The sequence below is a fragment of the Bacillus sp. HNG genome, assembly GCF_003400205.1.
Taxonomy (GTDB): Bacteria; Bacillota; Bacilli; order Bacillales; family Bacillaceae_L; genus Ferdinandcohnia.
Window position 1 is genome coordinate 92,485 of sequence record NZ_QUQV01000001.1, and the last position, 20,152, is coordinate 112,636.

29 protein-coding genes are annotated in these 20,152 nt (G+C 37.2%); 19 read left to right on the top strand and 10 right to left on the bottom strand.

What is annotated here, in order from left to right:
- The first annotated feature begins 30 nt into the window (after nucleotides 1–30).
- Both DZB84_RS00405 and DZB84_RS00410 read left to right on the top strand, forming a co-directional pair.
- Nucleotides 31–201, top strand: coding sequence for a YozD family protein (locus tag DZB84_RS00405; RefSeq protein ID WP_116350842.1), 171 nt, complete (start codon nucleotides 31–33; stop codon nucleotides 199–201).
- Nucleotides 202–321: 120 nt separating this feature from the next.
- A complete protein-coding gene (locus tag DZB84_RS00410; RefSeq protein ID WP_116350276.1) occupies nucleotides 322–1,092 on the top strand; it encodes a sporulation protein in 771 nt (256 codons plus the stop codon).
- 38 nt (nucleotides 1,093–1,130) lie between these two features.
- Here DZB84_RS00410 and DZB84_RS24740 read toward each other — a convergent pair whose 3' ends face one another.
- A complete protein-coding gene (locus DZB84_RS24740; protein ID WP_010281467.1) occupies nucleotides 1,131–1,277 on the bottom strand; it encodes a hypothetical protein in 147 nt (48 codons plus the stop codon).
- 14 nt (nucleotides 1,278–1,291) lie between these two features.
- Complete coding sequence (locus DZB84_RS25400) at nucleotides 1,292–1,426, bottom strand: hypothetical protein (RefSeq protein WP_262983756.1); 135 nt, start codon at nucleotides 1,424–1,426, stop codon at nucleotides 1,292–1,294.
- A 130-nt stretch (nucleotides 1,427–1,556) separates the two neighbouring features.
- On the opposite strand from DZB84_RS25400, the gene deoD reads away from it, so the two are divergent.
- From deoD to DZB84_RS00425, 3 genes are all read left to right on the top strand, one after another.
- Nucleotides 1,557–2,261 carry a purine-nucleoside phosphorylase gene (gene deoD / locus DZB84_RS00415; protein WP_116350277.1) on the top strand — a complete coding sequence of 235 codons (705 nt, stop codon included), beginning with the start codon at nucleotides 1,557–1,559 and terminating at the stop codon, nucleotides 2,259–2,261.
- 61 nt (nucleotides 2,262–2,322) lie between these two features.
- Nucleotides 2,323–4,515 carry an amidohydrolase family protein gene (locus DZB84_RS00420; protein WP_189655097.1) on the top strand — a complete coding sequence of 731 codons (2,193 nt, stop codon included), beginning with the start codon at nucleotides 2,323–2,325 and terminating at the stop codon, nucleotides 4,513–4,515.
- Nucleotides 4,516–4,598: 83 nt separating this feature from the next.
- A complete protein-coding gene (locus tag DZB84_RS00425) occupies nucleotides 4,599–4,838 on the top strand; it encodes a hypothetical protein (protein WP_116350279.1) in 240 nt (79 codons plus the stop codon).
- A gap of 57 nt (nucleotides 4,839–4,895) precedes the next feature.
- Here the strand turns inward: DZB84_RS00425 and DZB84_RS00430 are convergent, their stop codons facing one another.
- The 4 genes from DZB84_RS00430 to DZB84_RS00445 are packed head-to-tail and all read right to left on the bottom strand — an operon-like array spanning nucleotide 4,896 to nucleotide 5,930.
- Nucleotides 4,896–5,132, bottom strand: coding sequence for a hypothetical protein (locus tag DZB84_RS00430; protein ID WP_116350280.1), 237 nt, complete (start codon nucleotides 5,130–5,132; stop codon nucleotides 4,896–4,898).
- 33 nt (nucleotides 5,133–5,165) lie between these two features.
- Nucleotides 5,166–5,399 (bottom strand): spore germination protein, encoded by a 234-nt coding sequence (locus DZB84_RS00435; RefSeq protein ID WP_116350281.1) that lies wholly within the window; start codon nucleotides 5,397–5,399, stop codon nucleotides 5,166–5,168.
- 12 nt (nucleotides 5,400–5,411) lie between these two features.
- Nucleotides 5,412–5,663, bottom strand: coding sequence for a hypothetical protein (locus DZB84_RS00440; protein ID WP_116350282.1), 252 nt, complete (start codon nucleotides 5,661–5,663; stop codon nucleotides 5,412–5,414).
- A gap of 36 nt (nucleotides 5,664–5,699) precedes the next feature.
- Nucleotides 5,700–5,930 (bottom strand): hypothetical protein, encoded by a 231-nt coding sequence (locus DZB84_RS00445; RefSeq protein WP_116350283.1) that lies wholly within the window; start codon nucleotides 5,928–5,930, stop codon nucleotides 5,700–5,702.
- Nucleotides 5,931–6,086: 156 nt separating this feature from the next.
- On the opposite strand from DZB84_RS00445, the gene DZB84_RS00450 reads away from it, so the two are divergent.
- The 4 genes from DZB84_RS00450 (at nucleotide 6,087) to DZB84_RS00465 (ending at nucleotide 8,687) form a co-directional block, all read left to right on the top strand.
- Nucleotides 6,087–6,554, top strand: coding sequence for an Hsp20/alpha crystallin family protein (locus tag DZB84_RS00450; protein WP_116350284.1), 468 nt, complete (start codon nucleotides 6,087–6,089; stop codon nucleotides 6,552–6,554).
- A 29-nt stretch (nucleotides 6,555–6,583) separates the two neighbouring features.
- Nucleotides 6,584–7,444 carry a hypothetical protein gene (locus tag DZB84_RS00455; protein ID WP_116350285.1) on the top strand — a complete coding sequence of 287 codons (861 nt, stop codon included), beginning with the start codon at nucleotides 6,584–6,586 and terminating at the stop codon, nucleotides 7,442–7,444.
- 94 nt (nucleotides 7,445–7,538) lie between these two features.
- Complete coding sequence (gene mutM / locus DZB84_RS00460; protein WP_116350286.1) at nucleotides 7,539–8,348, top strand: bifunctional DNA-formamidopyrimidine glycosylase/DNA-(apurinic or apyrimidinic site) lyase; 810 nt, start codon at nucleotides 7,539–7,541, stop codon at nucleotides 8,346–8,348.
- Between the two features lie 72 nt (nucleotides 8,349–8,420).
- Nucleotides 8,421–8,687, top strand: coding sequence for a phosphocarrier protein HPr (locus DZB84_RS00465; protein ID WP_116350287.1), 267 nt, complete (start codon nucleotides 8,421–8,423; stop codon nucleotides 8,685–8,687).
- A gap of 44 nt (nucleotides 8,688–8,731) precedes the next feature.
- Here the strand turns inward: DZB84_RS00465 and DZB84_RS00470 are convergent, their stop codons facing one another.
- Nucleotides 8,732–8,965, bottom strand: a complete 234-nt coding sequence (locus DZB84_RS00470) for a hypothetical protein (RefSeq protein WP_116350288.1) — start codon at nucleotides 8,963–8,965, stop codon at nucleotides 8,732–8,734.
- A 173-nt stretch (nucleotides 8,966–9,138) separates the two neighbouring features.
- Here DZB84_RS00470 and DZB84_RS00475 point away from each other — a divergent pair, with 173 nt between their 5' ends.
- The 4 genes from DZB84_RS00475 to DZB84_RS00490 all read left to right on the top strand — a co-directional run bounded on the left by DZB84_RS00475 (nucleotide 9,139) and on the right by DZB84_RS00490 (nucleotide 10,842).
- The gene (locus DZB84_RS00475) at nucleotides 9,139–9,483 is read left to right on the top strand and encodes a YojF family protein (RefSeq protein ID WP_116350289.1); all 345 of its coding nucleotides are present in this window, start codon (nucleotides 9,139–9,141) and stop codon (nucleotides 9,481–9,483) included.
- 41 nt (nucleotides 9,484–9,524) lie between these two features.
- Nucleotides 9,525–10,190, top strand: a complete 666-nt coding sequence (bshB2, locus tag DZB84_RS00480; protein WP_116350290.1) for a bacillithiol biosynthesis deacetylase BshB2 — start codon at nucleotides 9,525–9,527, stop codon at nucleotides 10,188–10,190.
- A 47-nt stretch (nucleotides 10,191–10,237) separates the two neighbouring features.
- A complete protein-coding gene (locus DZB84_RS00485; protein ID WP_116350291.1) occupies nucleotides 10,238–10,522 on the top strand; it encodes a hypothetical protein in 285 nt (94 codons plus the stop codon).
- 134 nt (nucleotides 10,523–10,656) lie between these two features.
- Entirely contained in the window at nucleotides 10,657–10,842 is a 186-nt protein-coding gene (locus DZB84_RS00490) for a hypothetical protein (protein WP_116350292.1), read from the top strand.
- A gap of 48 nt (nucleotides 10,843–10,890) precedes the next feature.
- On the opposite strand, the gene DZB84_RS25405 is transcribed toward DZB84_RS00490, so the two are convergent.
- Nucleotides 10,891–11,016: a hypothetical protein gene (locus tag DZB84_RS25405; protein WP_262983759.1), complete on the bottom strand. Its 126-nt coding sequence runs from the start codon at nucleotides 11,014–11,016 to the stop codon at nucleotides 10,891–10,893.
- A gap of 293 nt (nucleotides 11,017–11,309) precedes the next feature.
- On the opposite strand from DZB84_RS25405, the gene DZB84_RS00495 reads away from it, so the two are divergent.
- Complete coding sequence (locus tag DZB84_RS00495) at nucleotides 11,310–12,140, top strand: deoxyribonuclease IV (protein WP_116350293.1); 831 nt, start codon at nucleotides 11,310–11,312, stop codon at nucleotides 12,138–12,140.
- 412 nt (nucleotides 12,141–12,552) lie between these two features.
- Here DZB84_RS00495 and DZB84_RS00500 read toward each other — a convergent pair whose 3' ends face one another.
- Nucleotides 12,553–13,917: an MATE family efflux transporter gene (locus tag DZB84_RS00500; RefSeq protein WP_116350294.1), complete on the bottom strand. Its 1,365-nt coding sequence runs from the start codon at nucleotides 13,915–13,917 to the stop codon at nucleotides 12,553–12,555.
- Nucleotides 13,918–14,099: 182 nt separating this feature from the next.
- Between DZB84_RS00500 and DZB84_RS00505 the strand changes: the two genes are divergently transcribed.
- The 4 genes from DZB84_RS00505 (at nucleotide 14,100) to DZB84_RS00515 (ending at nucleotide 18,606) form a co-directional block, all read left to right on the top strand.
- Entirely contained in the window at nucleotides 14,100–15,338 is a 1,239-nt protein-coding gene (locus tag DZB84_RS00505; protein WP_116350295.1) for a DHH family phosphoesterase, read from the top strand.
- A 104-nt stretch (nucleotides 15,339–15,442) separates the two neighbouring features.
- Nucleotides 15,443–15,529, top strand: a complete 87-nt coding sequence (locus tag DZB84_RS25595) for a putative holin-like toxin (protein ID WP_223254366.1) — start codon at nucleotides 15,443–15,445, stop codon at nucleotides 15,527–15,529.
- 265 nt (nucleotides 15,530–15,794) lie between these two features.
- Complete coding sequence (locus DZB84_RS00510) at nucleotides 15,795–16,679, top strand: ATP-binding protein (protein ID WP_116350296.1); 885 nt, start codon at nucleotides 15,795–15,797, stop codon at nucleotides 16,677–16,679.
- A 10-nt stretch (nucleotides 16,680–16,689) separates the two neighbouring features.
- Nucleotides 16,690–18,606: a vWA domain-containing protein gene (locus DZB84_RS00515; RefSeq protein ID WP_116350297.1), complete on the top strand. Its 1,917-nt coding sequence runs from the start codon at nucleotides 16,690–16,692 to the stop codon at nucleotides 18,604–18,606.
- Between the two features lie 52 nt (nucleotides 18,607–18,658).
- On the opposite strand, the gene DZB84_RS00520 is transcribed toward DZB84_RS00515, so the two are convergent.
- Nucleotides 18,659–19,522, bottom strand: a complete 864-nt coding sequence (locus DZB84_RS00520) for a response regulator transcription factor (protein WP_116350298.1) — start codon at nucleotides 19,520–19,522, stop codon at nucleotides 18,659–18,661.
- Nucleotides 19,523–19,733: 211 nt separating this feature from the next.
- On the opposite strand from DZB84_RS00520, the gene DZB84_RS00525 reads away from it, so the two are divergent.
- Nucleotides 19,734–20,132 carry a hypothetical protein gene (locus tag DZB84_RS00525; RefSeq protein WP_116350299.1) on the top strand — a complete coding sequence of 133 codons (399 nt, stop codon included), beginning with the start codon at nucleotides 19,734–19,736 and terminating at the stop codon, nucleotides 20,130–20,132.
- Nucleotides 20,133–20,152: the final 20 nt, after the last annotated feature.

Sequence of the window (20,152 nt, forward strand, 5' to 3'; positions counted from 1 at the left end):
CATACACCTTAAGTAAAGGGGGCGATCATGCTGAAGGAAATTGAGGTTGTTATTGATACCGAGGAAATTGCAGAGTTTTTCTATAACGAACTTGTCCAAAGGGGATTTGCCCCAGGCGAGGAAGAGCTAGAGGAGCTAGCAGATATTACATTTGAATACTTACTTTATAAATGTGTAATTGACGAGGAAAGAGAAGACTAGTACATATCGGCGACGGGAATCCCGTCGTTTTTTTATGTCTAAAAAAATATATTAATGTTTTTTAGAAACTTTTTTAGATACTAACCGTATATTTTTATATCAATATCTAGGGGGAATACGATGTCATTATTTAATAAAATTTTTTCGAGTATTGGAATCGGAAGTGCAAGGGTTGATACGAAACTTTCAACGGATCGATTAAAAGCCGGTGAAAAAGTAACAGGCGTTGTTGAAATTGTGGGTGGGAATATGGAGCAGCAAATTGATGAGATTTATTTGTCTGTCATGACCACATATATCAAAGAATTCAATGAAAGAAATATAAACAAGCAAGCAACGATTGAAAAAATAAAAATTGTAGAACCGTTCAAGATTGGTAGTAATGAAAGACGTGAAATTCCGTTTTCGTTCGTGCTTCCACAAGATACGCCTTCAACACTAGGAAGAACAAAAGTGTGGGTCCATACAGGGTTGGAAATAAAAAATGCCATTGATCCATCTGACAAGGATTATATTTCTGTTTCCCCTTCTCCACTAGCAGCAGGTGTGTTGAATGCCCTCTATGATCTAGGATTTAGCCTTCGTAAGGTAGAGTGTGAAGCTGCGCCATATCGCCTAAGAAGACGTCTTCCTTTTGTTCAGGAATTTGAATTTGTCCCAACAACGGGTGCTTACCGTGGAAAATTAGACGAAGTGGAAGTGATGTTCTTCCCGCAATCAGATCACAAGCTAGAAGTTTTCATGCAGGTGGATAGACGTGCTCGAGGATTAAGTAGCCTTATTGCAGAAGCAATGGATATGGATGAATCTTTTGTTAATTTCACTGTGACAACAGATGATCTTCCAACAATAAAATCAAAAATAAATCAACTTATTAGTCGTTATAGTTAAGAATAAAGGGCGCCCATTATATGGGCGCCTTTATACATTCACTCATTATGACCTGGACCGTTTTTACGACCACCTGCAGCGGAAAATTCTTTTCCATGTGCAATTTGTTCAGCTTCTATTGCTTCAGGTGGTGTATGATTGTTTTTCTTAGGTGCATTTATACGGTTACGATTTTTTTTACCCATTAGGATCCCTCCACTTATTTAGGTTGCATAAATCCTTCTTTTTCTTTTTTTGATGTATTAGGTGGATTACCAACACCTTTTGTAGTGTCAGTAGCGTTTGCATAATCAACAGCTTGTCGCAATTTTTTGCTCATTTTTTCTTTAGCCACGTATGAACCCCCCTTAGGAATTATTACAACCATAGCTTTCCCCATAATTTTGCGTTCATGACTATTTTTAAGTAGAATGTATTTGTGGTAAGATAGAAAAAGTGCAAGATTTTACATAGGAGGAACATGAATGAGTACACATATCGGTGCTAAGCAAGGGGATATCGCTGAAACGATTCTATTACCAGGGGACCCTTTGCGTGCAAAATATATTGCAGAAAACTTTTTAGAAAATGTTACATGTTACAATGAAGTGCGAGGTATGCTCGGATTTACCGGTACATATAAAGGAAAGCGAGTATCTGTGCAAGGGACTGGAATGGGTGTTCCATCCATCTCTATATACATACATGAACTAATGAATGAATACGGTGTTCAAAACCTAATTCGCGTCGGTACTTGCGGTGCGATCCAGAAAGATGTGAAAGTACGTGATGTTATTTTAGCGATGACATCATCAACGAATTCACAGATGAACCGTATCAACTTTGGAACAGTTGATTATGCTCCAACAGCCTCGTTTGATTTATTAAAAAAAGCGTATGATGTAGGTACTGAAAAAGGGCTTAACCTAAAAGTAGGAAATGTCTTCACAAGTGACGTGTTTTACAACGAAAATGCAGAATTAGAAAAGTGGGCACAATATGGCATTCTTGCTATTGAAATGGAAACAACTGCACTATACACATTAGCAGCGAAGTTTGGTCGAAATGCATTATCCGTATTAACGGTTAGCGATCATATATTAACTGGAGAAGAAACAACAGCAGAAGAAAGACAAACAACATTTAATGATATGATTGAGGTTGCTCTAGAAGCAGCATTAAAAGAGTAAAGGTAAGGGGAAAAGATTTCGAGTTTCGAGATTTTTTCCTCTTTTATTAAGGTGATGAATGATGAGAAATCGTATTATTAAATATGGCGTAATGCTTGTAATTGTCCTGTTTGTCGTTTTTTTTGGTTCGAAAATCTTTTCTCCATCTGAGTCTTATACCGATACCGACGAAGCTGTTAAGAGTCAACTGATTGTAAACGGCTTCAAGATAGACGGGATTACGTTTTATGGAAATCAGGTACTCGCCATACTAGAAGAAAAGGGTGAAAAAAAACTTTATATTGGAGACCGCAATCAATCCTTCATTGAAAATGTGAAACCATGGGAGGATTATCAACTGCCAAATAAACCAGATAGTACCTATCAAGGGGTTGAAGTAAATCCTGATTCCCACCTGATGTATTTGTATGGAAAAAAGAAAGATGGTAGTAATTTCATGGAAATCATTAATATTGCGACAAAGGAAACTGTTTCTGAAATTCCTTTTGAGGATACAGCAAAAATCAGCAATATTAAATTCAAAAATGGGTACACGGAAGGGATGTTGTACGCAAAAACGAATTCCGAAAAACAAAATGCGGATATCATTTTTAATACAACTGAATTAAATTCTCATATGGATTTGCTTACCGTGGAGTTACCATCCAAAAAAGCGACACTTGATTGGGTCGATGCCAATCCTGCACTTGAACAAATTGTTTATACCATTAAGGATCAGGGAAAGGTTTCGGCATATGTTCATGACCTAACAACGAATCAAACGACACAGTTAAAAAAAGTAAATGGCGATAAGTTTTTATTCGATGGTGAACAACTTATTGGGTTTAAGTCAAAAAAGGACAAGCTTGCGATTAAAGTCTACGAATACAAGCATTCAGATTCTGCTGATGAGCAGCAGTCTGAAGCATATGACATCGTCATAAAAAATGGAATCGTCCTTGATCCAGATAAAGAGACTATTAAAATTGGCTATGATGTTGGTATTAACGATGACAAAATTGCTACGGTCACAAAAGCAACTATTCAAGGGGAAACCGAAATAGATGCATATCAAAAAATCGTGAGCCCTGGTTTTATTGATATGCTCTCGTTCAATCCAAGTCCGATGGGAGCGAAATATAAAATTGGTGACGGGGTCACGACGAACTTATCGATGCACGGATGTACCGTTGATTTCAATGGTTTCTTTAATCAATACAGCAAATACCCTACATCTGTAAACTATGGCGGTGCGTTGTATGCGGTCAGATTGCGCTATGAGGCAGGTCTTGGTAATCATGGCACACCGACAAAAGAACAAATTGACTATATGGTAAAACGTGCTCGTGAGGAAATAAAAAAGGGGGCACTCTCAGTTGCGTTTAGCCCTGAGTATTATCCTGGAACTACTCCGGAAGAAATTAAAGCTATCATGAAAGTAGCAAAGGAATATGGGCTAGTTACTCATTTTCATGGAAGACATTCAAGTCTAACGGGAGAGCACACGAGTATTGATTCTGTAAAAGAAGTTCTCGGGTATGCAAGGGAGCTCGATGCTCCTGTCCATTTCATGCATCTTCATAGTACAGGTGGAACGGGTGCGATGGAAGAGGCCCTTGCGCTAATTGAAGAAGCTCGTTCTGAAGGTTATCAGGTCACATATGATGTTTACCCATACGATTCTTGGGCGACTAATATCTCGTTTGAACGTATGGCTGGAGACTGGCAATCACGTTTTGGCATTACTTATTCTGATATTCAGGTTGCTGGAACAACCGAGCGACTTACGGCTGAAACATTTCCGATTTATCGAAAAAAAGGTGGCATTGTAATTGTCTATGCGATGGAAGAAAAAGAGCTCATTCAAGCACTTCAAGTTGATCATAGTATGATTGGAAGTGATGCAATAATGGATAATGAGTTTAATCATCCAAGAGGAGCTGGAACCTTTTCGAGGTTTATTGGCCGATATATCCGTGACCTTGATGTTGTACCACTAATGGAAGGTATGAAAAAAATAACAATTCATTCCGCAAGACAGCTGGAGGACATTGCTCCAGCGATGGCAACACGAGGAAGACTTCATGAAGGTGCCACGGCTGATATAACGGTTTTTGATTATCATAAAATCACAGATACAGCAACAGCTGAAAAACCAGCTTCTTTATCAAAAGGCATCGAATATGTAATCGTATCTGGACAAATCGCTAAAGATGACACCGGGGTACTAACAAACGTTAAAAATGGACAACCGATCATTGGCGTTTTTGAATAAGTCTTTGAGCAGGCGCTTTTTAACTAATATTTACAGCCTTATTCTCCTCCAAAACGCAAATACTTCTAATGAGGTGATTTATCATGAATCATGAGAAGGATTATGATCGAGATCATGACCGTGAGGATGCGCTCACAGACGTAGCATTAAAGGGAATTTTGGAAACTGCATACACAGCAGAAACAGAATTGATGAGACGCTATTTGATTACCTCAGAACGTATTTCTAACGATAATGAGCTTAAAGAAAGACTTGCCAATTTCGCTGAAGGAAATGCCAAGCGAACAAAACAGCTTCAAAATGAAATAGAAAAATTACACTAAATACCTAGCCACGGAGGATCTCCCTTCGTGGCTCTTTTTTACTCGATTCTTCTAAAATCAAACGACACTATTTTTAACGGCATTACTGTCAGTGGCATCAGGGTCAAAAACTGCAGCAACTGGAACATTCGTCAGAGAAAAGTCACCATTTTGTTCCCCAAATGCTTGATTTCGCTTGTACGTTACAAACTGATCGACGAGTTGCATAGAACCCATATTGGCAACAGACCCATTATCGATGGTGTTAATTTTAAAACCGAGCACATTTACAACCATTGGTGTGATTAAAACCATAAAAGCACTCCTTTTTCCTTTTTGTTGGTGTTCTTAAATAACACTTGATTTATTAGACAAACTGTCAAGAACATCCGTATCCCATACCCCTGAAAAGGACATCAAATTTTGCTGTAAGTCACCGTTTTTCTCGCCCACTCCCTGGTTTCGCTTGTAGGATACAAACTGATCAAGATGTTGGCTAGGCCCAAGGTTAACAACAGCCCCGTTATCGACAGAATTTATTTTTATCCCTCCTACATTAAGATTCACTGGAGAAAATAGCATCCTATCACATCCTTACAGTTTTGGCAGATTGGCAGCTTCAAAAGAAGAGTTTGAATCCAGTTGATCACGGTCATCGACAAAACTTCTTGTGCCAAAAAAGTCGCTTCCATCCCCCATATTTTGACCAAAACCCATATTTTTCTTGTCCGAGTTATGCCATTCAGCTAAAAGGTTTTGACCCACATTGATAGCCGAGGCATTTTCAAATGAATTTACTTTAATAATATGAATATTTATATTGATGTAAGGAACTGGTCCAGCCATAGTAGCCATCCTTTCTAATCTTATTTGCACTTCGTATTATCGATTAATTTTTTGGGAGTTAGAATCATTGGGCTCATTGTCAATCACACAACTTGTACTGAAAATTTTTAGACTTTCATCTGAAAGTTGCTGACCAAAACCTTGATTTTTCTTTCCTGTGACACTTCGATTTTGTTTGATCGTTGAACCAAAAGAAACAGCCCCTAAATGATCAACATTATTTAGTTTTATATGTTTTATATTTATATTAACTGGTAAAAAAGACATACGGACATGATCCTTTCTCTTATGATAGTTATAAGTATGGCAGCAAAACAGAAATTATGTTAACTAATTTTTATGAATGGAATTTAGAAATAGGTAATAGGATTAATTAGAAGGAATTTATTTTTGATTTTGAATAGAAGGCAAGGAGGATCCATCATGGATATGAATAAAATACTGCAATGGATGGATTTGGCCAAAAAATATCAAACTACTGATTTTTGGAAAGACATATTTGACCAGTCCTCCTTTGAAGATTTGATGAAAGCTCATGGGGGTGAGGGAACAGCCAGCCCATTTGAACCTAATCGTGATAAAAATTTTCCACCAACTGATATTTATATGACGGATAGTGATGTTTTACTCATCGCTGAATTACCTGGATATCAAAAACATGATATTCGTTTGTCTATATCTGGGACAAACCTTTTATTAAAAGGAAATAGCAATATAGTGCATCCTGGACAACCGTTGCAGCAGGAAAGATTTAATGGTTCCTTTGAGCGAAGCATTCAACTCCCTGAAGCCACCTTCCCAGATCAGATCCGGGCAACTTTTAGGAATGGACTACTTCTTATAACCTATAAAAGACAATTTAGGAATGAAGAATACGTCCCGATTGATTAATATGAAAATAAGAGTGAGGAAGAAAATAAATGCCGATTAAAGGGATGTTCAATCAAAAAGGTCCAAGAGAACCGAATATCAATGATCTGGATAAATTGAATTTACGAATGAACGCACTGGAAGTCCAAATAAAAAAATTATTGGACTTTGAAAAGCAACTACGACTTTCCATTTATAACTCAAAGGAGAAACCTCCTGCGTCGAAACATGAAGACAAAAAAAATAGTACAATCCAAGAATTAATTCCTTTAATAGAGAAGATGATTTCAGAAAAGTTTGCGTCTTTTGAACAAAGAGAAGAAAAATTGCAGAAAAAAATTCAACAGTTAGAAAGTCAAATGGTTGTTATAATGAAAAGTGAAAATGACATGTTAAAAAGGAATGAAGGTCAAGAAACAGTTATAGATCCAAGAATCAGCGTGCATCTAGACTCCTTGGAATCTAAACTCCTTTCGTTGGAACAAAATTTTGAATGGATGTGCGAAGAACAAAAGATAATAGTTAAACAAGTAGGGGAACAACAGCAACAAACTTGTGAATGTGCAGATAATCCTATTGATGCAGCGGAGTCAACAGAAGTTCCCTTTCAACCCGTCTATATAGACAAGCTATATGTAGATAAATATGAACAGAATAACAATTTTGCACAACTCGGTATTAATAGTCTGAGTGGTACACTAAATATCGGAGCAACTTATGGAAGTGTACCGCAACAAATAAATGCACAGATGAAAAAAGATTTTGAAAAGATAAGAGCTGCAAAGGAAGAAATGCAAAATCCGAAAAGTCAAGATGAATCTCACCATCAAGAAGAAGTAGAACCATCCTCTGAATTTGAGAATCCCCAACAACAAGAAACCTACACAGAAATTGAGATAGAAGAAGATTGAAGCAAACCCGCCCCAAAAATTATAAAACACTAGATGAATATCCATACATGAAACCTTTACATTAGCTCAAGCTAATGTAAAAGGTGGTGCACCTATGCCTGAATTGCCCGAAATGGAAACGTATAAAAACCTCCTCCAACGAAAACTTGCAGGACATACAATTAAAGACGTCGAGGTAAACCGTGAAAAGTCGATTAATAGCTCGGTTGCCGATTTTAAAAACCAACTTATTGACAATAAAATTACCCACATTCATCGAAGGGGAAAGCACCTCATTTTTAACCTTGCTAGCGGTAAAGCACTCCTGCTACACCTCATGTTGGGTGGATTAATGTACATTGAATCAGATGACGATATCATTTCAAGGACAAAGCAAGTTATTCTTAGCTTCGACTCACACAGGCTTACATTTATCGGACTCCGATTAGGCTACTTACATCTCCTAACTTCAAAAGAAGTAGAAGAAGAATTTGCCGACCTTGGTCCGGAGCCACTTGAGCCAAGTTTTACAGTCCAGACTTTTCAACAATTAACAGAAAGTAAAAAGGGAAAAATAAAGTCAACACTAGTTGATCAACAATTTATCGCTGGAATTGGAAATCGGTATTCTGATGAGATTTGCTTTGCTGCTGGTCTGTTACCAACCCGTAAACTAAACTCACTAGATCAATCTCAGTTTCTAAAGTTGCATGCATCTATTCGTTCTGTTTTACAGGAGGGCATTCGCTATGGTGGATACATCGATTTGCCACTTTTTAAAGGAGATCAACTTACAGGAGGTTTTCAAGGGAAATTTAAAGTGCATGATCGAGAAGGGGAGCCTTGTACCCGCTGTGGTTCGGTGATTGTGAAGAAAGATGTGTCATCTCGTAAAACTTTTTTTTGTGCAAATTGCCAAATCTAAAAATTATACTTGATTATCAGGACGATTAATGGCTATTCTATAGGAGAATGAATATTAGAAAGAGGGATAAATATGGCAGAAAAAACTTTTACCATTACAAGTGATGCTGGCTTACATGCTAGACCAGCTACAAAGCTCGTACATAAAGCAAGTCAATATCAATCAGAAATTACACTAAGCTTTAACGGAAAATCTGTAAATCTTAAATCAATTATGGGTGTAATGTCTTTAGGCGTACCAAAAGGCTCTCAAATTGTGGTACAAGCTGAAGGAAATGATGCAGATGCTGCACTAGAAGGAATCGAATCTGTATTAAAAGAAGAAAATTTAGGTGAATAATCTAAAGTAGAAAAACAACCATCTGTTCGGATGGTTGTTTTCTATTATGCTGTTTCTTCGTCATCATTTTTAGATAATACCAATGCCCCATGACGGATTAAGTATTGAAAATGAGAGATCGGGAAAACACCTTTTTGCTTTGATTCAAGCTCTATTCGTACAGATGATTGATTTATTTCAACAACTCTTAACGTTTTTGCTTCGCATAAGTTCGGAATGAATTTTGATGTAATGCCAAATTCCATATTATTAACAAGTTCAAGGTTTTCTCTTGCCAATTTGTTCACCACCTTCTCCATATAGGTAATATAACCAATAAAAAGAAAATCATACCAGATATACTATGAATTGCAACTTATTTCATTTTTTAATTCGCATTATTGGAATTTTATTGATATAAAAGGTAATATTTAAATAGGATTAATTTATTTAGAGTTTGGAGGATTCACATTTGAAACCGATAAAGAAAGAAGACATACAGGAATTAATTAACCGTTTTGCCAATCAAAACGTTTATATTCACCTTGAAACCACAAACGGTGCATACGCTGTTCATTCAGGTGCTCGAAAAACATCAGCAGGTGCATTTATTCGAAATGCCCTTGTTACGTATACAGAAGGAAAAATCGTCGGAAATGACCCATACCGTGTAGGACTTAAGATGGACCTAGGCTGGATTTATGCGGAAGGACTAACAGATTGGGAATTAGACGAGAAGGATCGATTATTACTCGCTGGACATGATGAAGAAGGTAAGCTAGCTGTCGCTCTTCAAATCAGCAGCACCCCATTCTAGGACAACTTTAAAAGGCATATTTTGAAAAAAGGAGTAGTAAAATGGAACGACATATTTTAATCGTACTACCACATCCAGATGATGAAGCATTTGGAGTGTCAGGTTACATCAGCTTAAACACCCAAAAAGGGGTTCCCGTAACATATGCTTGCTTAACATTAGGGGAAATGGGCAGAAATCTTGGAAATCCGTTTTTTGCAACGAGAGAGACATTACCCGAGATACGTAAAAAAGAGCTTAAAGAAGCTTGTAAGGCATGTGGAATTACAGATCTCCGCATGCTAGGATATCGTGATAAAACATTGGAATTTTTAGATCCTGAAAAAATTGCCGATACCATTGAAAAAATCATCAAGGAAGTAAACCCGTCACTTGTTATTACATTTTATCCTGGACACGGCGTTCACCCTGACCATGACGCGACAGGTGAAGCAACCATTCGGGCGGTGAAGCGAATTCCGAAAGAAAACAGACCAAAGGTTTATTGCAAAGCCATCACCCACGACCGTGTTGAAAAAATCGGTGAGCATGATGTCGAATTCGATGTAAGTGAAGTATTAAACAAGAAAATTGCAACATTAAAAGCACATCGTTCCCAAACAGAGGGACTCATGGGTAATTTACTTCAGAAAATCGATAACAAAGAAAATGAAGTATTGGATTGGCTTCGTACTGAAGTATATTGGACCTATAAATTCGACGACTAGGAAATAGGAGCATTGTGCCATTAGACTTAAAAGGAGCTCTTTAAATCATGGAGAATTATCCAGTTGATTATGATCGACTTTTAAAAGCATACCAATCACTTTGGATGAATAGAAGGCTGTGGCAAAAGGACCTAAGTAGTGAGGATATCCTTCGGTCCACTATTCAGAGGGACTTGCAGGATGAGTTAACCCATCCAAGGTTACGAAAAACGCCGTATGAAAAATTTTTCATGGCGAGTAAACGAGTTTTTGAATCAAGCTTACCAATTGAAGATAAACTTCACATCCAACATGTGTATCTCGAAGAAATGGAAAATGTGAAGAAAATGTAAATAAAATAAGAAAAAATTTACAAATAGTTCAAAAAGCAGTTGTACAACTTCTAGGTTTCCTTTATAATCTGTGCATATACAAGCGGGGCTCGTCAAAATATCTCAGCAAATCGAGTAATGAAAGGGGTATTTTTATGGAGATGAACATGTATATGGAAATTTCAGTCATCTTATTTTTGATCTTTGCATTTTCCTTCGCACATTCGATTTTTAAAGGAACCCACAAAATAGTAGCCAAAATCATTAGTGCAACGGTTATTAGTTTATGTTCATTTGTGATTATTTGGAGAACAGCAAGTCTATTATCATATTTTCATTAAATGTAAAGTGACGACCAACCAAAAGAGCGAACGGAATTTCGCTCTTTTTTATTGCTCTTCTCCCATAATTGAACTAATTTTTTCAGGTGAGACAATATATAAGCCCATCTCTTCTTCTAATTCCTCAATTGATTTATCAATGACTGTCTCTTCTTTGGATGGTAAATTTTCCAAAATTATCACCTCGAAAACTAGTATGCCCATTTTTACCGCTTTAACTGGCAGTAAGCCCCTTTACTTTAGAAAGGATGTATTCAAAAAAGATAGATAAGGAATCAACTTCCAGTAAAAGGCCGATTATATGAACAAAGACTAAGAACGCCACGTCCTGTGACAACGTCTTTGTGACCCACATCATGTGTGCCTCAACTTCCATCAGTGGATCCACTGATGGAAGTTTCACTTTATTGCATAGTTCCTTTCTATATTGAAAAACTAAATGTATATGTAGTATAGGAGACGAAACCATGAGATTTGGAAGTCATATTAGTATCCGGGAAGGGTATTTAAGTGCCGCTCGTCATGCCAAAAAAATTGGTGCAAATGCGTTTCAGTACTTCCCGAAAAACCCACGAAGCCTGACAGTAAAAGAATTTGATCGTCATGATGCAAACGAATGCGCGAAATATTGTAAAGCCCATGATTTATTAACAATTGCTCACACACCATATCCTACAAATTTAGTGGCTGATAAGGATCAAATAGGGCTTGTTATCGATTCTTTATTAAATGATTTGGAGATTGCAAATGAATGCGGTTCAATTGGAGTTGTTGTTCATTTTGGAGTATTAAAAAATGCCACCAATCCTCTTGAAGGCTATCAACGGATGATTGAAACACTTAATGAAGTGCTATCGAGATGGGATGGAGAAGCACTTATCTTGTTAGAAAATAATGCTGGAAAAAGTGGACCAACTGGAACAATGGTAGAGGAGCTTGTTCAAGTTAGACAACTGACTGACTATCCAGAAAAACTAGGTTTTTGTTTAGATACATGTCATCTCTACGCAAGTGGTGTCTGGGATGGTGATAATTGGCGTGAAGTCGAGTCAAAAGGGACAGAGCTCGACTATTTTGCTCATCTTAAGGCTGTCCATTTAAATAATTCCGTCTACCCGACAAGGTCTATGAAAGACCGCCATGCCAATATTCCGTACGGGGAGATAAAAGTGGAGCAAATCAAGGAGTTTTTATCAAGTTCAGTGTTTGGTGATATTCCATTTGTACTTGAAACACCTCATGAAAACAATTTTTCGCATGAAAATGAGATTCAATATTTAAATGAGTTGATGGGGTAAGTTTGCTAACGAATTTATAAATATTGAATAATAGCCATAAATACAAAATAATGACCATAGAGCAATTTTGGTAAGTTAATAATTAAAGGCTCATTTCTAAAAGATTGTTGCTTTTATACATAGTGTGATTTCCGCTCTTGGTACTCGTTTTCCACGGGCGATTCGCAATCCTCCTCGCTTCACTGCGGGGTCTCGCTTGGCTCGCTATTCCCGCAGGATGTTGAGTTTGCTTCCTTGAAACTCCACCGCATGTAGAAAATGCATGCATTTTCTAAGGAACACGTACCATCCGCTAAAATCACAGAAGGTCAGTTATTACTATTTTCCTTCGCGCAATCGGATCCAAATACAACAAAGTTTGCGAAAACAGCCTAAATAAAAAACCAGCCCTTTTAAAAGGCTGGTTTTCCCTCTATTCTTTACCTAATTCGACTTGAGCTACTTTCTTCTGAACAATCAGCAATCGTCCTGATAACGTAATAGCACCAGCGGCAAGTCCGACAATTAATCCTATCCAATATCCGAACGCACCAAGGTTGGTATATTGGGCCAACACATACCCTACCGGTAATCCAATTACCCAATAGGAGATAAGTGTCATTACAAAGGTTGTGTTTACATCTTTATATCCGCGAAGTGCTCCTTGTATCGGTGCTGCGATTGCATCTGAGAGCTGGAAGAAGATTGCATAAATCAAAAATTGAGTTGTTAACTCAATAACGGCTACATTTGTAGAGTACATTTTTGAAATCGGCTCTTGGAATACTAAAATAATCATTGCACAGACAAGTGCCATCACCACTGCAATACATATGCCTAAAACACTATATTGTTTTGCATCCTTAAATCGATTTGCACCGACCTCAAAACCAACCACAATTGTTAAAGCCATTGAAATACTTAACGGAATCATGTAAAGCAAACTCGAAAAATTGATAGCAACCTGATGAGCTGCAATCGTAATCGTATTAAATTGACTCATGAGTAACGTCACAGCAGAGAAAATACTTGTTTCGAAAAAGATTGCAAACCCAATGGGCAAACCGAGCTTCAATATTTCACCCCAACTTGGAAGTGACACAGCATAAAGTTTGCGAAATACGCGATACTCGACAAATGGTGTTCGATTTAAAATAATCCAAACAGCTATAATCACGATCAGCCAATATGTGATTGCAGTAGCATATCCAGCACCAGCACCGCCTAACTCAGGAAAGCCCAATTTCCCAAAAATCAACAAGTAATTAAACAACACATTTATAGGTAATGAAGAAAGAGTGATAATCATCGATACACGCGTGTGACCCAATGCATCAATAAAAGATCTCAATACTGAATACACAAAAAGTGGTACAATTCCAAATGACAACCCGATTATATATTCTTTTGCAATTTCGCGAACCTCGGATTCAAGCTTCATGAGGTCTAAAATCGGATCTAACACAAAGGAGCCAACAATGGCGACGACTAGTGCAATCACAATCGAGATATAAACACCTTGTATGACCGAATAGGGTACTTTATCCCTTTGTTTGGCACCTACATACTGAGCGATTATAGGTGTGATGGCTACTAAAATTCCTGACAATCCAGTATACACTGGTACCCAAAGACTCGATCCAATCGCTACACCGGCAAGATCATTTGCCCCGGCACGCCCTGACATCATCGTATCCACAAAATTGATGAGATTTAGACCTACCTGTGTAATGAGAATAGGAAAGAGGATATGCACAAATAATTTATATTTTTCTGTTAGATTAAATGTTTGGTTCATTACATTTCCTTCTACCTTCCATATTGATTAATGGATTATATCACAAAAATGACATGATTGAAGGAAAAATTTATTCTTACCAACATACAAGACTCGTTCTTTTCTCTTTTTTGGTGTAAAGTAGTAAACGGGTATGAAAATTACCATTATAATCGAAACTAAGAGTGAAGGGGGAATCCAACTTGATAAAGTTATTTTCAGATAGTGATTTAGATGGAGTAGGATGTGGACTTGTTGCCAAGCTAGCATTTGGTGATGAAGTTGATGTCTCCTATTGCTCTTACCGAAACTTAAACGAGCGTGTGGAAAAATATATTGAAAATCCTGATCACAATCAAGCAAAGGTATACATAACTGATCTTGCGGTCAATGACAAAAATGAAAAAGCATTGGAAAAAAGACATAAAGCCGGGCACCATATACAAATGGTAGATCATCACAAAACGGCGATGCATTTTAATAAGTATGATTGGGGTTTTGTCCTGGCTGAATATGAATCAGGCAAGAAGACGTGTGCAACCTCACTTTACTATGAATTTCTTCTTGAAAAAAATCTCATTCAAGAACATAAAGGATTAGAAGAATTTATCGAGCTTGTAAGACTTTATGACACATGGGAGTGGGAGTCTGAAAATCGAGTTGAAGCAAAGCGACTTAATGATTTATTTTTTATTATTGGAATTGAAGAATTTGAGGAAAAAATGCTTGAAAGACTTCAAACGAACAGAGATTCCTTCCAGTTAACAGAGGCTGAAGATTTCTTATTAGATACTGAGGACAAGAAAATTGAGCGTTATATTAATTCGAAAAATAGACAAATCGTTCAGACGTTTATCGAGGATTATTGTGTTGGTGTGGTTCATGCTGAGCAATATATTTCTGAGCTTGGAAATGCACTTGGTAAACTAAATCCACACTTGGACTTGATTGCGCTATTAAATGTTGGTACGAAAAAGATTGGACTTCGTACAATTCACGATGATGTAGACGTATCGGAATTTGCAAAGCGATATGGTGGCGGGGGACATCCAAAGGCTTCTGGCTGTTCACTTGGTGACACGGCATTTGAGCTTTTTGTGAAAAATACGTTTCCATTATATGCGATTCGCCATGATGCACCTGAAAACCAATATAACGTCAAAGGGAACGAACATGGGACTCTTCTTGTGAATCGAAAAGGAGAAAAGTCGTTTGTTTTCAAAAAAGAGGATCGATGGGTTATCCATCATGAGAAGAAAACTCTTGACGCAAAGTTTTCAACATTTGAAGAAGCGGAGCGTTTTGTGAAACGTCAATATGCAAGTGGCTTAGCCTTTGATAATGAACTTGTTTCTTATATAGGAGAGCATTTGAATAAGAAAGAAGATGCCATCAAGGCTAACCTTGACGGTTCACTTGTGAGTCTAAAGAACCAATTTTAAATGAAACGTGTGTTCGTATGGTAAAATGTGCTATAATAAAATGGCAATAGATTGTCCATAAGGGTGGTCGGCTAAGCTCCCAAGTGAAAGGGGGTGATGCCTATATGACGATTTATGAGAGCCTTGTGATTATGCTTTCGTTTGCGTCTCTTGTTGTTGCGATTTTATCTTTTGACAACAATAAAAAATAGACCTCCCTTATTCCGCTAAAAATCGGGTGAGGTCTATTTCATCTTAGGCTGATCCTCTTAGTGGGACCATTCTATTGCTAGACCGTAGATGCTGCCAACATCTGCGGTCTATTTGTATTTTACGAGTATTTATTAATATCATACCATACTTTCAGTAAAAATGGCACAAATACTTGAATTTCAAGGTGTATTGATTGCCCTATAGTCCAAACTTCGATAAAATACATCAGGGTACAAAGATAAGTATGAGAGGATTTGATACTTCATGACAATTCAACTAGACGAATTGAAGTTACCGACAAATATACAAACTGAAATTTCAAATAGAAAGAATCGTGTTTCTGCTGATGAGCTTTTAATCGGCAAAGGGGGATATACACCATCAGATATCAATATTATTCGAGATGCCATCATTGCCCTAAGTATTGGCAAAAACGTGCTCTTAAAGGGTCCAACAGGTTCAGGGAAAACCAAGCTGGCTGAAACCATTTCTCATTTATTTCAACAGCCTATGTACAGTATTAACTGTTCCGTCGACCTGGATGCAGAAGCGTTACTTGGCTATAAAACGATCCAAGAGCAAGAAGGTAAGATGAAAATCGAATTTGTTGCAGGACCTGTTATCAATGCAATGAAAAAAGGATATCTCCTATACATCGATGAAATCAATATGGCGAAGCCAGAAACCTTGCCGATTTTAAACGGGGTGCTTGATTATCGAAAAATGATTACGAATCCGTTTACGGCTGAAGTTGTTCGTGCCGAGAATGGCTTTGGTGTTATTGCTGCGATTAATGAGGGCTATGTTGGAACGGTCCCTTTAAATGAAGCGTTGAAAAACCGCTTTGTTGTCATTGACGTTCCTTATATTCAAGGAGAAACGCTAAAGGAAGTGCTTCAATCACAAACTGCCTTACAGGATGAACAACTAATCAATAGATTTGTTTCCTTATCATCTGATTTAATCACCCAGGTTCGTGGAGGAATGCTGTCTGAAGAGGCGGCATCCATTCGTGCATTGATTGATACTTGTGATTTAGCGATGTATATGCCACCATTGCGTGCCATCGAACGCGGTATTATTGAAAAACTTGAAGATGATCGAGAGAAAGCAGCGGTTAAAAATATAGCAGAAACTCTGTTTGAGTGAGGTTTTACCAATGAGATTTATTCAATTTAATGATAAAAAGGTCGACTCCTTTTTGTTCATGGAATTATCCGACCTTGCCAAAACAATCTCGAAAAATCCTGAACTTGAAGTGGAGTTAGGCTATAAATCATACCTCGATCCGATTCAACAAAAAGTCATCATTAGTCATTTTTGGGACAATCGCCCAACAAACGACAAACGAAATGGATTATTAAGTGATGTCTTTTTACGAACAATTGGCAGTATGAACTACACGGATTTTAAGGAAATTGATCAATATGTGAAGTATTGTAAAAGAAATGACCTTCCAAGTTTTGCAAAACAGCTGTTCATGCTTTTTGAAGATTTTCGATTAGAAGAGCTTTGTATAAAAGAACGGCCGGGAACACGGAAGTCTTTTTCTGAAAGACGAAGAATTTATCGGAAGTATTATGACGATCAGCTTCATGTAAATATGGTTAAGAGCGTTCCAACCGATTCTCTGTTTAATGCACTATTTTTACTGTTAACAGCTGAATCCCCACTTGAGGAGATTCCGTCAATTCAAGAAAAAATTGACCTTGTCATTCCTTTTATACGAGGCCAAATTGCGAAAGTTTTTGATGCAAAATCAACGAAAGACATTATAAAGATTTGTAAAGAAATCATTGATGTGTTAGAGGATGTCCTAGATGAAGATATGTTAAATACCTATTTTCATTTACCAGAGCTTGATTATGCCATCCTTGAGGACGGTTTGACAATCACCGATTTAAAACGCAAGGATAAGTTGAAAAACAATGATGTGCTTGATGATGTAAAAAAAGGGGATGAGGATATCCATGAGGAAAAGTTCGAAACCTGGCATCGTGAAACAAGCACACCAACAAAAAGTTTTTTACAATTTGATTTGGAACAAGGTTCAAGAACGAATTTGATGGGGGAAGGAGCAAGAGAAGGCGAAGAGGGTGACCAAGCGTTAGGGATTGCCCAAGGTTCGTCTCGTCAAAGCAAAAACAGCGATTACTCCAAACTTGAAGCAATGGAAATGATTCATTCCGAAAAGGAAGGTTCCTCAGAATCGGAATTTGGAAAAGATAATCGATTTGCATATCCAGTCTTCAAGAATGCCCGAAAGCCTTTAGATGATGAGGTTATTCAATACGAAAAAAATAAAGCAATCATTGCTCCGTATCAGAAAAAGCTTAAACAAATGATTTTAAAAACATTGGAACATAAAAAGAATCTTCCAAGAGGAGATTTACATTTTGGAAGATTAAATAAAAAGCTTATTCGTATTTTTACGGATGACAATCCAAGATTATTTTATAAAAAAGAACAGCCATCCCATCAAATTGATGCAGTATTCTCGTTATTAGTTGATTGCTCCGCTTCAATGTACGATAAAATGGATCAAACGAAGCTTGGGATTGCACTGTTTCATGAAGCTTTAAAATCAGTTCAGGTTCCTCATGATGTAACAGGTTTCTGGGAGGATACCAATGATGCAGATAGTACGAAGCAACCGAATTATATGCAAACGGTGATTGATTTTGATTCTAGTCTGAAACGAAGCTATGGTGCGGAAATCATGCAGCTTGAACCAGAGGAAGACAATCGTGATGGTTTTTCGATTCGTTTACAAACGAAAAAACTGTTACAGCGTAGTGAAAAACAAAAATTCTTACTTGTTTTTTCTGACGGTGAACCTGCAGCATTTGATTATGAGCAAAATGGAATTATTGATACACATGAAGCTGTTCTAAAAGCACGGAAACACGGCATTGAGGTTATTAATGTTTTCTTATCAAATGGAGAGATTGATGAAGGTCAGAAAACAACGATTCAAAACATTTACGGAAAGTACAGCATTTTAGTCCCTAACATCGACCAACTACCAGATGTACTGTTTCCTTTATTAAAAAAGCTATTGTATAAGAGTATCTAAATTGAAAGGGAGCAAAGCCGCTCGCAAAAGGCTTTGCTCCTTACAATTATGCTTACAGACTAATAATACCCCTTGAAGCCCCAAGTACTGCTGCATGAGTCCGATTTTTCGCACCTAACTTTTTGATGATTGTCGATACATAATCTCTGACAGTATAGCTGCTTAGCTTTAATTCATTTGCAGCCTCTGATATTGATAAACCATTGGCCATTAACTGAAGTACATCGATTTCCCTAGGTGTTAACGGTTTTTCTGTCACTGGTGTCATTGAAGACATTCTACCTTCCCAGTGGGCATCAAGCAATTCTGCAGCACTCTGGCCAAACCTCATCAACGGGATCAAAAATTCCTGTGATAACTCAAAAGACGTATTCTCACCACAATCAAGAATAGCAATTCCGGTTAGTTTATTTTTAGAAGAAACAAATAGCGGGACCATTACGACTGATTTTAGCTTGAATTTTTGAACATATTCAGCAGGGAAATGGTCTTCGGCATTTGCGATGTAAATGGGTTGTAGATTAATGAGCTTTTTGATGTTATGTACGACAGGTAGTATGTTTGAAATGTTTTCAGTAATTTTTTCAATATCCTTTAAACGATAACCCATTAAACCCACGCCATTTTCTCTCTCGTGTGTAAACAACGCACAGCGGGTAAAAGGAAGACAATGGACAAATCCTGAGATAATGTTTTCTACACTTTGCTGAAAGTTCCCTGACCGTATAATCCATTGGTTAAATAAGAGAAGGGCATCATTTTCATAATCATGTGAGGGAGTTGTCTTTTTTTGTTCGGATTCAATTTTTACTTGTAATGTGGAGAGTAAATCTGTAAGTGAGATGTCTGATAACCGAACTGTTTGAAGTTGGTCTATGGAGTATTGAGAATGCCTTGATACTAAATCCTTACTCATTTTTGAGAATAAATACCATCACAAATCATGTACTGCCATTAAATTTAGGAACAAAAACATTATTGAATGTATTAATGGAACCGGTGGATGCATTAAGCGTTAATATTTTAAAACTATGAATCCAGCTGTTTTAGCTGGATTTTTTCTTTAATAGAATGATATATCATCCCTTATCATATGATGAAGTATCAAGGTAAATGGGGTGAAGAGCATGCAAGAATCAAAGCCTTTTACACAAATTCCAGAAGAACTTATTACAAGATATTTTACATTAAGTGAAAAAGCGAAGGAAATTGAGAAAGAATTAAAAGAGATGAAAAAGGTCTTAAATGTTTATTTTGATGAAACTGTAGGAAAACATGAAAAAGGAGAGTCAGTCGTAGGAGATTTCAAGATACAACGACAAATACGTTGGTCTGAAAGCTACCATGATGAAAAAATGGTTAATCGTTTAGAAGAGTTAAATTTGAACGATTGCATTCAAGTTATTAAACAGCCTGATCAACAGAAAATTGAAGCGGCAATTACGCTGGGCCTGCTTGGACAAGCCGATATCGAGGATTGTATTCTGAAAAAGACAACAAATGCAATAACTGTTCGTAAAATCTAAAAACAGGAGAGGCAACTCTC